Raw genomic sequence first — 13,108 nt, 5'->3', positions numbered from 1 at the left:
CGGGTGGCGGGCCGGGCAGGCTACTTTGCTCGGATGAGTCTCCTTGATGATGTGGCCGAGCGTGACGGCTGGCAGTGCTGGGTGTGTGACGAACCGGTCGACCCCGACGAGTCGGTGAACGACCCGCGGGGGCCCAGTGTCGACAGCCGGACCGCCGACCGGAAGGCCAAGGTCGCCGAGCGGCTCGCGCACCGCGGGTGCAACACCCGCAAGGGTGCGGTCAAGGTGGTCATCGCCTGGCCGGAGCGCCTGTACGTAGTCGAACCCGCGCCGCTGATCGCCGTTGCCGAGAGGCTGGAGCGCAAGGGTGGCCGCGAGATGGTGGGCCGTTGTCCGACCAGGAAGGACGCCCAAGAGACGGCGGATTGGCTGGTGGACCGGTTCTCCCGACTGGTACCGGGGATGCCGGTGACCGCCGACATCCAGGCCGGTGGCGGCCAGTTCCTCGTCATCCTGGCCACCGGCCGCCGCTGATCGGGGATCACCCTCACACGCTCGCGTCGAGATGGCGGTCATGACCATCCGACGCCGCAAGATCTGGCCGACTGGCGTGCGAAGGTACAGACCGGGGGTAAGGGGAAATTTGTACCGTTTCTTGACAGTTTAGTGTGAATTGAAGTACTGTCGACGTGCCATGAAAGCGAAGCGCGCGTACGAGAGTCCGCTGCGTGCCGGGCAGCTTGAGCAGACCCGGCAGCTGATCCTCGCCGCGCTCACCGAGGCCATCGCCGACGAAAGCGTCCAGGAGCTGACCATCCCGCTCGTGGCGGAGCGCGCAGGCGTCGCCGTCCGCACCGTCTACCGGCACTTCCCGACCAGGGAGGCGCTCTTCGCGGCCTGGAGCGGATGGGCCCAGGAGAATCTGCACGTGCTCATGCAGTCCTACCCGGACACCTTGGACGGGCTGCGCCGCGTGGCGCCGGAGCTCTACCGCTCGTACGACGAGCACGCGCCACTGATCCTCGCCATGCTGAACTCCAAGGCGGCCCGGCCGCTGCGGGAGCAGGGCCGCAGACACCGGTTCCACTCGGTGGAGGCGGCGCTGGCCGAGCTCACGGCGGAGGCCGACCCGGTAGCCCGCCGCCGCGCGGTCGCCGTGCTGTACCTGCTGGTGAGCGCCCCGGCCTGGCAGGCCATGCGGCTGCAGGCAGGGCTCGACGGGGCGGAGGCCGGCACGGCCGCCGCCTGGGCGGTGCGGGTACTCACGGACGAGCTGCGGCGAGACCCGGACGGCCCGCTGCGCGACCCGGGCGGATGACCGGCAGATGACCGGCGAGGAGGAGAGCCATGAGCATCGCCACGGAACGCACTTTCGCCCCACCGGGGCCGGGTACCTGGTTCCTGGACCCGACCCACTTCACCCGCCCGGTGACCAGGTTCCACGCCGAGATCTTCATCGAGGAGATGCACCGCGGCTTCGGAGAGAGCCTCCGCCGGTACGGGTCGCTGCTCGAACGGCTGGACTGGGCCTTCGTCAACGGTTTCTGCTACTACCATCCCCAGCCGCTGGGAGCCCCACCGGACGCCACACACCACCCGCCGAGAGAGGTCTGGGAACGCCTCGCCGCCGATCATCCCGAGATCCGCACCAGGCTCGCGACCAGCGCGACCGTCTTCGAGCGCAAGCTGTGGCGCGAGGACCTGCGCCGCTGGGACGAGGAGGTCAGACCCGGGCTACAGCGCGAGCGGCGCGAACTGCAGCAGGTCGAGCCCGGTCTCCTCGATACCGGCAGTCTGCTCGCGTACCTCGACCGGTGCCGGGAGCACCAGCGCCGAGCCGGCTACCTGCACCACCTGTTCAACATGCCGGCACTGCTGCCGATGGGCGATCTGCTCGCACACTGCCAGGAGTGGACCGGGCGCACCACCGGCGAGATCCTGGCCCCGCTGGCCGGATCGAGCCCCGACCCGCTGGCCGACCGGGAGGAACTGGCCGAGCTGGCCGCCGCCGTAGCAGCGGACCCCCGGGCGAGTGAGCTGCTCGCCTCCCCGACGCGCCCCCAGGAGCTGCTGGCGGCGCTGGGGGCCGTCGCCGGACGTACGAGTACCGCCCTCGCCGAGTACCTGGAGACGGCGGGCTGGCGCCCCGTCAATGGCGAGGACGTGGGCGATCCCTGCGTGGCGGAGCTGCCCGCCGTCGTACTCGCGGCCATATCCTCGGCGGTCTCCTCCTCGACGAGGCCCCAGGCGGACACCCCCGCCGACCAGCGCGCCGACGCGGCGGCCGACCTTCGCGAAGCCGTACCCGCGCCGCACCGCTCCCGCTTCGACGAGCTGCTCGCCGAGGCGCGGTTGGTCTCCCGGCTGCGCGACGAGCGCGGGTCGTGCGCGGACCTGCCGGCCATCGGCCTCACCCGGCGCGCCATCCTGGAGGCCGGCCGACGGCTCACCGAGCAGGGCCGGATCCACGCACCCGCCCACCTGGCCGAGGCGGGCTACGCCGAGCTGCGCGCCCTGGTCCGTACGGGCTCCGGGCCCGACGCCGCAGAACTCGCCGCCCGGGCGCACTACCGCGACCACGCCCGGTACGCGGACGCGCCGCCGATGCTGGGTCCACCGCCGGGCGACCCGCTGCCGCCCGACTGGCTGCCGCCCGCCGCGGCACGCCTGGAACGCGCCCTCGGGGCCGTCGTCCTTGCCATGTTCTCCAACCCGGCAGCCCGGACCGAGGGGCGGACCGTGCACGGGCTCGGCGCGAGCCCGGGGGTGTACGAGGGCACGGCACGGGTGATCAGCGGCGTGCCCGAGTTCGACCGCATCCAGCCCGGCGACGTCCTGGTCACCGGCGCGACCACCACGGCCTTCAACATCGTCCTGCCACTGCTCGGCGCGATCGTCACCGATCGCGGCGGGGCGCTCTCCCACGCGGCCATCGTCGCCCGGGAGTTCGCCATCCCCGGCGTCGTCGGATGCACGGATGCCACGACGGTGATACCCGACGGCTCCTGGGTGCGGGTCGACGGCCGGGCCGGAGAGGCGGCGGTGGTCCGATGACGGGTCCGCTGTCGCCGAGCACGTGGTCCGCCCCCGTGCCGCTCCGCCTGGCCACCGACACGAGCCGGTACGGCGGCAAGTCCTCGCAGCTCGCGGCCGCCGCCGGGGCAGGTCTACCGGTACCGGAAGGAATCGCCCTGGAATGGCTGTTCGTCGACGCCGTCGCAGCAGGCGACGACGAGGCGCTCGCCGCCCTGCACCTGTCGACCGCCGACTTGCAGGGCGGCGGCGGGCTGGCGGTGCGTTCATCCGCGCTGGGCGAGGACTCGGCCGCGGCGAGCTTCGCCGGACAGCACCTCACCTGCCTCAACGTACGGGGTCCGGACGGGCTGACCGAGGCGGTCCGAATGGTGAGGGATTCGGCGCACTCGGCCGCCGCGCTCGCCTACCGTGAGCGGCTCGGGCTGCCCGGCCGGCCCAGAGTGGCAGTGGTGGTACAGGAGTTGGTGGTACCCGAGTGCGCCGGAGTCCTGTTCTCCCGAGACCCCCTCGACGGCTCCGACGTCCTGGTGATCGAGGCGAGTTGGGGCCTGGGCGAAGCCGTGGTCAGCGGCCTGGTCGTACCGGATCACTACCGGGTCCGCCGCGACGGCCGGGTGATCGAGCGCACGGCGGGCATGAAGGACCTGGCCGTGGAGCCCGCGCCGGCCGGCGGAACGAGCCAGGTCCCGGTCCCCGCCGACCGAGTCCACCGACTCTGCCTCGACGAGACGCGGCTGGAGAGCCTGCGGGAACTCACCGCCCGCTGCGAGCAGGTCTTCGGCGGGACGCAGGACCTGGAGTGGGCCTTCGCCGCCGACCGTCTCCGTCTCCTCCAGCGCCGCCCGATGACCGGCGCCGTACCCCCGCACTGACCCCGCGGAGCCGTCCATGTGCAGGGCGCGGGCGAGAGCCGAAAGCGGCGGGGCTGGGGCGGGTTGCGGCGGACGCCGGCGCCGCCCTGCCACACCCGAGTAATCCGGGCGAAGGTGAATGAGGAAGACGCCGACCTCTCGCGGTGAGAGACCAGGCGACACCATGATCGGAAGAGGGCGAGATGCGGTACATCAAGCTGCGTGACCTGGAGGTTTCCCGGATCGGGCTGGGCGCCATGGGCATGTCCCACGGCTACACCGGATCGGCGACGTCTACGGCCAGTGGCGCGCCATGGAGGCCCTCAACCGCGAGGGCGCGGCCAAGGCCATCGGTGTCGCCAACTTCTACCCCGACCGGCTGATCGACCTGATCGTCAACAACGAGATCACCCCCGCGGTCAACCAGATCGAGACCCACCCCTTCTTCCAGCGCGCCGACTACCAGGACCTCATGCGCGAGCACGGGGTGCAGATCCAGTCCTGGGGCGGCTTCGCCGAGGGCAAGAACGACCTGTTCACGCAGCACGCCGCCTGGACAGCTGAACGCCCCACCCACTGCCCCTCACCGGCCGCGGGTGCCCTCAAGAGGGGCCCTGGAAGATCGACGTATGAGCACCGACCCGCTGCCTGCGTCCGGGTGGCCCAGGCGCTCACCCGGCGATTCCCGGACCCCGTTCAGATCGCGCTTTCAGGAATGCCCGTCAAGCTTGGTCTTCGAGTGACTGCTCCTTGAGGACTCCGACAAGGGCCGAGGCGACGAGGGCGACAGCGCTGTCGTCGTCGTGGGCCAATTGGCGAAGGACCTCCTGCGCCGCGGTTCCCGCGAGCTCGACCAGCGCCTGGGCAAGGCGGATCCGCGTCGCGGAGTCCGCGGTGGGCGCGGCCAGTTCGTCGACCAGGGCGGTCGTGATCCGGTCCGCGCACCCGGGGTCCAGGGACAGCGTTCCCAGAACCTCCGCCGCGTCCACGTCGTAGGAGCCCTCCACCACCATGCTGACGAGTGTGGGCACGGCCGCGGCCACGCCCTGCCTGCCCAGAGCCAGAGCAGCGTGCCTGCGCACCGTCGTGTCCGGGTCCCCGAGGGCGTCCGCGAGCACCGCGGCAGCACCCGGAGCGTCGGGCATCTCGGCGATCGCCAGCACCGCGCGCCGCCGGATGTCGGCGTCCTCCGAGTGCGTGCCGGCGTGCAGCGTCGCCACGCCGTCGCCGCCCGATCGGGCGAGCGCCCAGCGCAGGGCGCCTGCGACGTGCGGGTCGGATTCGGTCAGGACCGCCCCGGCCAGCAGTTCGGCGGGTACCGACACGTCCTCCGGCCGGGCCAGGACAGCCTGCTGCCTGCGCGCGGCGCTGGTCGAGTTGAGTTCCCGCATGAGTTCGACGATGCGCAGCACTCCCTGCCAGTCGGTGGGCGCGGACGCGTCGATCGCACGGAGCCGCTCGAGCAGCTCCTGTTCCCGCGCCAGGCGGTCCTCCGTCCGCCGGATGAGGTCGCTGACCAGGGTGGACGGCGTGAAGGCCGGGTCCTCCAGAGCGCGCCCGATCTGCTTGAGCGAGAGCCCGAGGGACCGCAGGCTCTCCACGTGGAAGATCCTGCGGACATCCTCGGCGGAGTACTCGCGGTAGCCACCGACGGTGCGGCCCGTGGGCCGCACCAACCCCAGGGCGTCGTAATGCCGGAGCATCCGGGTGCTTACCCCGGAGCGGCGGGCCACATCACCGATCAGCAATCCGCTTCCTCCGAGACCTCTGCAGCCTTCGCGGCCTCCATCGGCCCGGGCGTCTCCGCGGGCTCGGCGGTCTCCGGGGTCTCGGGGCCTGCTGACGCAGCCGCGGCGGCAGCAGCAGCTCGTTCCGGGGCGAGTGCGACCACGCGCTTCGCCTCGTCGAGGGCCACGTCGAAACCGGTCTCCGGGTTCTGCCGGAGCAGCTCGGTGGCACCGGCGTGCGCGGCCACCGCCGGGTCGGAACTCGCCGAGGCCCTCTCCAGGGCGGGCTTGATCACGTCACCGAGGTCAACCAAGGCGCGGCTCAGACTCAGCTGCACATCGCGGTCGCCACGGCCGAGCTGCAGAACCAGTTCGTCGGCCAGGTCCTTCTCCTCGTCCTCGTCCTCGGGCACGAGGACGACCGCGACGCGCCACGCAGTCCGCGCGACCTCGTCGTCGGCGTCCCGCAGCATGCCGCGGGTGATCCAGGCCCACGTGCTCTTGTCGCCGATCTTGGAGAGTGTGTGCAGCGCCTGGCTGCGGGCCTGGGTACGCTCGGAGTCGAGCTCCTGGCGTATCCGGGGCAGGGTGATCTCCGGCGGGAGGCGGGTCAGCGCCCAGGACAGCATGTCTCGTACGAAGAAATCCGGCTCGACCGCGCACCGCCCGACGAGCATCTCCAGGAACACGGGGTCGGGGTTCGAGCCGACCGCCAGGGCCGTCCGAAGCCGGACCGATGAGTCCTCGGCGCCCAGGGCGTTGCTCACACGGGTGTTCTGCGGGGTTACGTGGGTCGTGTTGATCGGGACCACCTCCTGCGCCCAAGTGAAAACCTTGTCACCGTGTCAAGGTCAAGTTCGTGACCAGCGCATCGGGAAATCCGCTGCACGCTGACGGGAGCCCCGCTTCTCCCGGCAAACTGTTCGCTGCCCTTACACCGGATCAGCTCCAGGCACTCAGCCGTCTCGCCGAGACACCGACGGAACTCCAGCTACCACCGGACGATTCTCGTCGAGAGCAGGAGAAGCCCGACGTGGCGTGGGACACGCCGCCGGTTTCGGTTCCAAGTACCTATTCGGTTCGGTTGTCGATTGTGATCACGGCCGGGCAGCGCGGGGTTTCCCCGCAGTTCGAACCGGTCCTGGAGAACATCCGGGTGCCGCGGCAGGGGCTGGGGCGTCCACGCAAGCGGCCGGACAGAGTGCGTGCCGACAAGGCGTACGGCTCCCGGAAGAACCGCGCCTACCTGCGCCGACGTGGGATCCGGTGCACGATCCCGGAGAAGAAGGACCAGATCCGCAACCGTAAGAAACTCAACGAGGGGCTGTGACCACACGGCCGCACCAGCCTTCAGTTAACCCTTGGCCGAGGAACCGATAGACCAGCTACGTTCTCCCAGCCGTCCATGTTGATCCGGACCGGCACTGTCGACGAGGAGGTGTGGAGCACATGCGCAGGAGTGCCCAGCAGTTGAGCCCGCGTACTGACCTTTGCCACCTCCTCACGACGGAGACACCTTGTCGCTCCGCATCACCCCACTGACCGACCCCGCTCACGGGGCGCACAGCCGACGCCTTGCATGGCTGGCGTCCGACGCCGATGCCAACCCCGTCGGGACGGCCTTTCTGCGCCTGTTCGACGGCGGACAAGAGCACCTGGCCGAACTCACCCTCCACGTCCATCCCGTGGAGCGCCGCAAGGGCGTCGGCTCCCGGCTCCTCGACACTGCCGTGGCCGCCGCCCGGGACAACACCCGGCGCTGCGTCGTGGCGCAGGCCGGCGCCGGATCACCCGGCGACCACTTCCTGCCGGCCCGCGGCTTCCGCAAGGTCCTCACCCTGAGGTACTCCCGCCTGCCCCTGGCCGATGTGGACATCCCCTCCCTGGCAGAGATCATTGAGCGTCCGCATTCCGGCTACCGGCTGGCGTCCTGGAAGGTAACCGTCCCCGACGATCTCGCCCAGACCTTCGCCGACTCACGTCGCGCCATGGACGACATGCCCATGGAGGACACCGACCACGGCACCACGACCTGGGACGTGGACCGGGTCCGGGCTGCGGCGAAGGCCGTCGAACAGCGCGGCGACCACCTGCACACCGTCGTCGCCATCGACACCTCCAACGGCTCGATCGCCGGGTTCACCGAACTGGTCGTGCCCGGCGGCGGCACAGGTGATGCCCAGCACTATGGCACCGGCGTGCTGCCCGAGCACCGCGGACACGGCCTCGGCCGATGGATGAAGGCCGAGTCGATCCGACAAGCCCATGGGCACTACCCGGCCCTCGGCGGCCTCCTGACCGACACCGCCGACAGCAACACGCACATGAGACACATCAGCGACAGCCTCGGCTACCTGCCCACGCACACGACATTGCAGTATCAGCTCGCCCTGTAGAGACGAGCGGACGGGCCGGACCTGCGCATCACCTCGTCCGGCCCGTCGGCACTTTCACAACAGGCCCTACGACAACCCGCCTTCAAGGTCAGTAACACCTGGTAGGGCTCCCAGGAGTCTCACGTCTTCCGTAACTGGCCGATCTCGGGCAGGACAAAGCTCTTGAGATCCCTTGCAGGACGTCGTCCGTCGGGCATGGCGGGACGCTAGCAGAAGGGGGCCCTGACCTGCACAAATCGAGCGGCCATTCCGCGATCCGAGGTTGCACAAAATGTTGAGAACTCGTGCACTCTGCGCACAGCACTGCCCGCCGCGCGCCACAGAGGTTCGTGTCAGCGCTCGGTGAACTGAGTAGTCGTCATGCTCCTGACCTGGTGTTGTGCAGGTTGGTTGAGCGGGTTTGTGGCTGACTGGCTCACTGAAACCGCACAGTGTCGGGGTGTGGAATCCATCTGATGTCGCCGGTCGGTGAAGCCGGGTGAAAGGCGCGTTCAGCCGAGCGGCCATGCCGAGGTCGACCTCGCCACAAGGGCGCACGTGGGACCGAAACAGCGGGGTCAGGCCGCGTCGATCGGCCGTGGCGACCGGGTCCGCCCTTCGGTACGGGAGCCGGGTCCGGGACCGACACCTCCTGAAGCAGGCCTCCGGTAGTGCCCTGGTCGGCAGCCTCGTGGACGCGACCTTGCACTCCCTGACGACGCCGCCCTCCGCGCCTGCGTCCCGGGTTCGGGTCCCCCGTTATGTTTTTCGCGGTCCTGCAACGGGGCCGCTGGCCTCCGGGCCCGGTATGACTGTGTCCCCTCTGTCGAACGGATGACCTGGGGGGTGGTGTCGCCGGGTCCGTGGGGTGTCGTCGGAGACGCTGATGAGAGACCCGGCCACCGTCCGGTCCGGCGCAATGCCGGGCAGTTCGCGGGCGGCAGGTCTGCATAACGTGGATGCGCGAGCACGGTGCCATCGCCGAGGCCGGCACGGTCAACACCTGCGGAAGGGTGCAATGTTAGAGACCGAAGGCATAGGCGTCTTCCTCGGGATGGACGTCGGCAAGACGGCCCATCACGGCCACGGGCTCACCCCGGCCGGGAAGAAGGTCTTCGACAAGGCGATGCCCAACAGCGAACCGAAGCTGAGGGCCGTCTTCGACAAGCTCAAGTCCAAGTTCGGCACCGTCCTGGTGATCGTGGACCAGCCCGCCTCGATCGGTGCCCTGCCGCTGACCGTCGCCCGTGACGCGGGCTGCGAGGTCGCCTACCTGCCCGGACTCGCGATGCGGCGGATCGCCGACCTCTACCCGGGCGAGGCGAAGACCGATTCGAAGGACACCGCGGTGATCGCGGACGCGGCCCGGACCATGCCGCACATCCTGCGTTCGCTGGAGCTGACCGACGAGATCACCGCCGAGCTCACGGTGCTGACCGGCTTCGACCAGGACCTCGCTGCCGAGGCCACCCGCACCAGCAACCGGATACGCGGCCTGCTCACCCAGTTCCACCCGTCGCTGGAGCGCGTTCTCGGCCCGCGACTGGACCACCCGGCCGCCACTTGGCTCCTCGAGCGCCACGGATCCCCGGCCGCTCTGCGGAAAGCCGGCCGCCGCAGACTCGTTGAACTGATCCGGCCCAAAGCCCCGCGCATGGCACAGCGGCTGATCGACGAGGTCTTCGACGCTCTCGACGAGCAGACCGTCATCGTTCCCGGAACTGGCACCCTCGACATCGTGATCCCGTCCCTGGCCGCTTCACTCGCCGCGGTCCATGACCAGCGCCGAGCCCTGGAAGCGCAGATCAGCAGCCTGCTGGAGGCTCACCCTCTTCACTCGGTCCTGACCTCGATGCCGGGAGTCGGAGTCAGGACCGCCGCCGTCCTGCTGGTCACCGTCGGCGACGGGACCGGCTTTCCAAGTGCCGCCCACCTCGCCTCCTACGCCGGCCTCGCTCCCACGACGAAATCGTCGGGGACCTCGATCCACGGCGAACACGCACCCCGCGGCGGAAACCGCCAACTCAAACGCGCGATGTTCCTCTCCGCCTTCGCCTGCATGAACGCCGACCCGGCATCACGCGCCTACTACGACCGGCAACGAGCCCGCGGCAAAACCCACACACAAGCCCTCCTGAGACTCGCCCGTCAACGCATCAGCGTCCTCTTTGCCATGCTCCGAGACGGCACCTTCTACGAATCCCGAACCCCCACCATCACCCTCGCCGCATGACCACCCCAAACACCCGCATACCAGGCACCACGTCCTTGACGAAAGACATAGAGACACCCCCCCCGGCGACGGCCCGTTCCCGCTCCACCACCACACCCGCCGCCGAGGCCCCCGGACAGCCGGATCCGGCCGAAGCCGCCATCCCCGCCCACCGGCAACAGGCCGCACCGGCCAGGGGCCTCTCCAAGGCCTTCGCCAGCAGGGTCGGCTTCATCGCCGCCTGCGACGAGGCGTTCACCGGCCACTTCAAGATGGGCTCCCACCCATCCGTGTTCAGCTCCACCCTGCTGCCCCACGAAATCGCCGGGCTCACCGAAACCCTCGCCGTCGTCCGCCAGGACACCTGGCGCCGCACCCGCCTGCAGGCAACCTCCACCCGCGTACGCAAGGAACTCACCGCGGCCGGCATCGACCTCCACGGTTCCGCCAGCCACATCCTTGCCCTGGTGGCGGGCGACGAACGGCAGGTCATGACCATGCGGGGCAACGGCACGCCCCAGTACCGGTCGACGTCGACAGGACCGGCGCCGGTGCTCGCGTCGGTCGGCTTGAGCGTGAGCATGACGTTCGGGTGTTGCGGATCGCGCCGCCCCAGTCACATGCGAGGCTGAGGTCGTGAGCAAGAGAGCCGATGCCCGTCTGGTGTTGCTGCGCCACGCCAAGTCCGCCTGGCCGGACACCGCGGATCATGAACGTCCGCTCGGGCCACGCGGCCTGCGGGACGCGCCGGCCGCTGGCCAATGGCTCCGTGACACTGGCTGCCTGCCCGAACTGGTGATCTGCTCCACCGCCCGGCGTGCCCGCGAGACCTGGGCGCTGGCCGCCGAGCAGCTCGGCGGGCAAGTCCCGGTGCGCTTCGACGAGCGTGTGTATGCCGCCGAGCCGGAGGAGCTGCTGGCCGTGGTGTCCGAGGCGCCCGAGGAAGTCCGGACGCTGCTGTTGGTGGGCCACAACCCGGGGCTCGCGGGTCTCGCCCTCGGCCTCGCGGGGGAAGAGGCGGACGAGGGGGCGCTCGACCGCTTGGCCGAGAAGTTCCCGACCTCCGCGATCGCGGTACTGGCCTGCCCCGGCCCCTGGCGCGGGCTCGCGCCAGGTACGGCCCGCCTGACCGACTTCGCCGTCCCCCGGGGCGCCGCGCCCTGACGTACATACGCAAGCGCGCCCCCACCGATGACGTCCGGATACCCGCCACTGCCCGAACCGTGATGACCATCTCTGACGCGGTCCGCCGCGCCACCCAAAAGCGCCTGACGGGCCAGGAGGAGGGACTCGGCGAGGACGCCGAGAAGATGGCGCCGGGCTGGTCGGCCGACCAGCTGAGCGGCGTCCTGGGCGACGACGTCCTGGCCGAGCTGATGAAGGGGGCGGACTGGCCGGCGATGGCCCGCCAGTTCGTCGGCCTCCAGCAGGCTGGTGTCGACCTGGCGGTGTTTCTGCCGCAGATGGGCCGCATGACCGCCGGGGTCCACCAGGCGGTCGCGTCGAACATCGCGCGCACGAAGGCGGAGGGCACCGACCGGTGGGCCGACCTCCTGAAGACGACGATGCCCGAGGGCCTGGTGCGCGACGCGATCCTTTCCTCCCCGGCCTGGCCGGACATCGCGGCCGCGATGGGCCAGCTCGACGCCCGCGGTATCGACGTCGCCCGGATCCTCGTCGACGCGCACGCCGCCGGAGCGGGCGTCGACCACGCCGTCACTGCCGTCACCACCGCGGCCGCAGCGCAAGCACCCGCCCCGACGGCGACCACCGCCCCCGCTCCTGCCCTGCTGCTCCCGGTGCTGCCGCGCCGCCGGCCAGGGACGTGCTGGCCTCGCGCATGGGCGGGTCCGGCGATCCGTGGGGTGCGCCTGCAGCGGGACGGGTACCCGCACCCGCACCTGCACCCGCCACGGGCACCGCCCCCGCCCCCGCTCCTGCTGCGGCGCCGCCGGTGCAGGAGGCCGCCGACCTGTGGGCGCCGCCCGCGAGTACGGACGCGAAGCGTTCCTGGGGCCCGCTGACCGAGGGCCTAAACGTGCCCCGGGACCTGGACCTCGACGACCGGGCGAAGGCGCTGGAACAGCTCGGCGTCAACCGGCTCGCGCACGCCGCGATCGTGGGAGTCGTGAAGGACGTGCTGCTCGAGACGCAGGTGGGCCTCCTGGTCGGCTCCCGCCAGTGGCCCCTGCTGGCCCACCGCATGGACCAGATCCGCGACCAGGGCGGCACCGGCCTCCTTGCCGCGCACCTGGCCCGCCTCGGCGACAACACCTCCTGGAAGCACGGCCCGTCCTCCACCACGGTCGGACGCCTGGTGGACGCGACCCTGCACTCCCTGACGACACCGCCCTCCACCCCGGCCGCGCCCGCGTCCCGTGTCCGGGTCTCCCCGGCGGCGTCCCGCTCCCGCTCCACGACCACGCCCGCCGCCGCGCCCCCCGGACCGACGGAAGCCGCCGTCCCCGCCCACCGGCAGCAGGCCGCACCGGCCAAGGGCGCGGGGTGTACGCGGTGACGGGGGCCGGCTCCCGCACGCGGACGCGGCGGGCGTGGTGTCCGCTTCCCCGACGAGCCAGCGCCGGAAGTCCCCGCGCTGGGGCCGCCGTCCTCGGCGCGGGCCAAGGCGGACCAGGAACGGTCGATGCGACTGCAGAAGGCGATCGACGAAGCCGCCGACGACGGTTTGCCAGGGGAGCTGTCGGACTTCGAGACCTGGAAGGACGGCCCGTCCTCCACCACGGTCGGGCGTCTCGTGGACGCGACCTTGCACTCTCTGACGACGCCGGCTGTGCCGGCGTCCCGGGTGAGGGTCTCCCCGGTGGTGGCCCGCCAGTTCGTCGGCCTCCAGCAGGCCGGAGTCGACCTCGGGGTTTCGCGGCGACGGCCTGGTGGACTCCGGCGGTCATGCGGCCCATCTGCGGCAGGAACACGGCAGCCCCGTGGCATGTATCGGGTGGCGGTTCC

Annotated in this window: 12 protein-coding genes and 2 pseudogenes; 12 read left to right on the top strand and 2 right to left on the bottom strand. The window is 70.9% G+C overall.

All coding sequences use genetic code 11. The features are described from left to right. Positions 1-33 precede the first annotated feature (33 nt). The 5 genes and pseudogenes from OOK31_RS35765 to OOK31_RS35745 form a co-directional block, all read left to right on the top strand. Positions 34-474: a hypothetical protein gene (locus OOK31_RS35765; RefSeq protein ID WP_267091598.1), complete on the top strand. Its 441-nt coding sequence runs from the start codon at positions 34-36 to the stop codon at positions 472-474. 160 nt (positions 475-634) lie between these two features. Next, entirely contained in the window at positions 635-1,258 is a 624-nt protein-coding gene (locus tag OOK31_RS35760; protein WP_267091597.1) for a TetR/AcrR family transcriptional regulator, read from the top strand. Between the two features lie 29 nt (positions 1,259-1,287). Further along, positions 1,288-2,994, top strand: coding sequence for a PEP-utilizing enzyme (locus tag OOK31_RS35755; RefSeq protein WP_267091596.1), 1,707 nt, complete (start codon positions 1,288-1,290; stop codon positions 2,992-2,994). Then, entirely contained in the window at positions 2,991-3,848 is an 858-nt protein-coding gene (locus OOK31_RS35750; protein ID WP_267091595.1) for a PEP/pyruvate-binding domain-containing protein, read from the top strand. The genes OOK31_RS35755 and OOK31_RS35750 overlap by 4 nt, the downstream gene beginning before the upstream one ends. A 253-nt stretch (positions 3,849-4,101) precedes the next feature. Beyond that, positions 4,102-4,368: pseudogene (locus OOK31_RS35745) on the top strand (aldo/keto reductase); the annotation flags it as partial. A gap of 181 nt (positions 4,369-4,549) precedes the next feature. Here the strand turns inward: OOK31_RS35745 and OOK31_RS35740 are convergent. After that, complete coding sequence (locus tag OOK31_RS35740; protein ID WP_267091594.1) at positions 4,550-5,575, bottom strand: MerR family transcriptional regulator; 1,026 nt, start codon at positions 5,573-5,575, stop codon at positions 4,550-4,552. Continuing rightward, the gene (locus tag OOK31_RS35735) at positions 5,569-6,321 is read right to left on the bottom strand and encodes a HEAT repeat domain-containing protein (RefSeq protein WP_267091593.1); all 753 of its coding nucleotides are present in this window, start codon (positions 6,319-6,321) and stop codon (positions 5,569-5,571) included. The genes OOK31_RS35740 and OOK31_RS35735 overlap by 7 nt, the downstream gene beginning before the upstream one ends. Before the next feature lie 314 nt (positions 6,322-6,635). Between OOK31_RS35735 and OOK31_RS35730 the strand changes: the two are divergent. From OOK31_RS35730 to OOK31_RS35700, 7 genes and pseudogenes are all read left to right on the top strand, one after another. Then, positions 6,636-6,866: pseudogene (locus OOK31_RS35730) on the top strand (transposase); the annotation flags it as partial. A 205-nt stretch (positions 6,867-7,071) separates the two neighbouring features. After that, positions 7,072-7,950: a GNAT family N-acetyltransferase gene (locus OOK31_RS35725; protein ID WP_267091592.1), complete on the top strand. Its 879-nt coding sequence runs from the start codon at positions 7,072-7,074 to the stop codon at positions 7,948-7,950. 997 nt (positions 7,951-8,947) lie between these two features. Next, positions 8,948-10,162: an IS110 family transposase gene (locus OOK31_RS35720; protein WP_267091591.1), complete on the top strand. Its 1,215-nt coding sequence runs from the start codon at positions 8,948-8,950 to the stop codon at positions 10,160-10,162. Next, positions 10,159-10,773 carry an aminotransferase class I/II-fold pyridoxal phosphate-dependent enzyme gene (locus OOK31_RS35715; RefSeq protein ID WP_267091590.1) on the top strand — a complete coding sequence of 205 codons (615 nt, stop codon included), beginning with the start codon at positions 10,159-10,161 and terminating at the stop codon, positions 10,771-10,773. Before OOK31_RS35720 ends, OOK31_RS35715 begins: the two co-directional genes overlap by 4 nt. Positions 10,774-10,777: 4 nt before the next feature. Continuing rightward, a complete protein-coding gene (locus OOK31_RS35710) occupies positions 10,778-11,305 on the top strand; it encodes a histidine phosphatase family protein (RefSeq protein WP_267091589.1) in 528 nt (175 codons plus the stop codon). Between the two features lie 62 nt (positions 11,306-11,367). Beyond that, positions 11,368-12,165 carry a hypothetical protein gene (locus tag OOK31_RS35705; RefSeq protein ID WP_267091588.1) on the top strand — a complete coding sequence of 266 codons (798 nt, stop codon included), beginning with the start codon at positions 11,368-11,370 and terminating at the stop codon, positions 12,163-12,165. Positions 12,166-12,179: 14 nt separating this feature from the next. Beyond that, the gene (locus tag OOK31_RS35700; RefSeq protein ID WP_267091587.1) at positions 12,180-12,659 is read left to right on the top strand and encodes a hypothetical protein; all 480 of its coding nucleotides are present in this window, start codon (positions 12,180-12,182) and stop codon (positions 12,657-12,659) included. The last annotated feature ends 449 nt before the right edge of the window (positions 12,660-13,108 follow it).

This window comes from Streptomyces sp. NBC_00249, from assembly GCF_026342355.1.
Lineage (GTDB): Bacteria > Actinomycetota > Actinomycetes > Streptomycetales > Streptomycetaceae > Streptomyces.
This window is presented reverse-complemented; position numbering and strand designations above follow the sequence as displayed.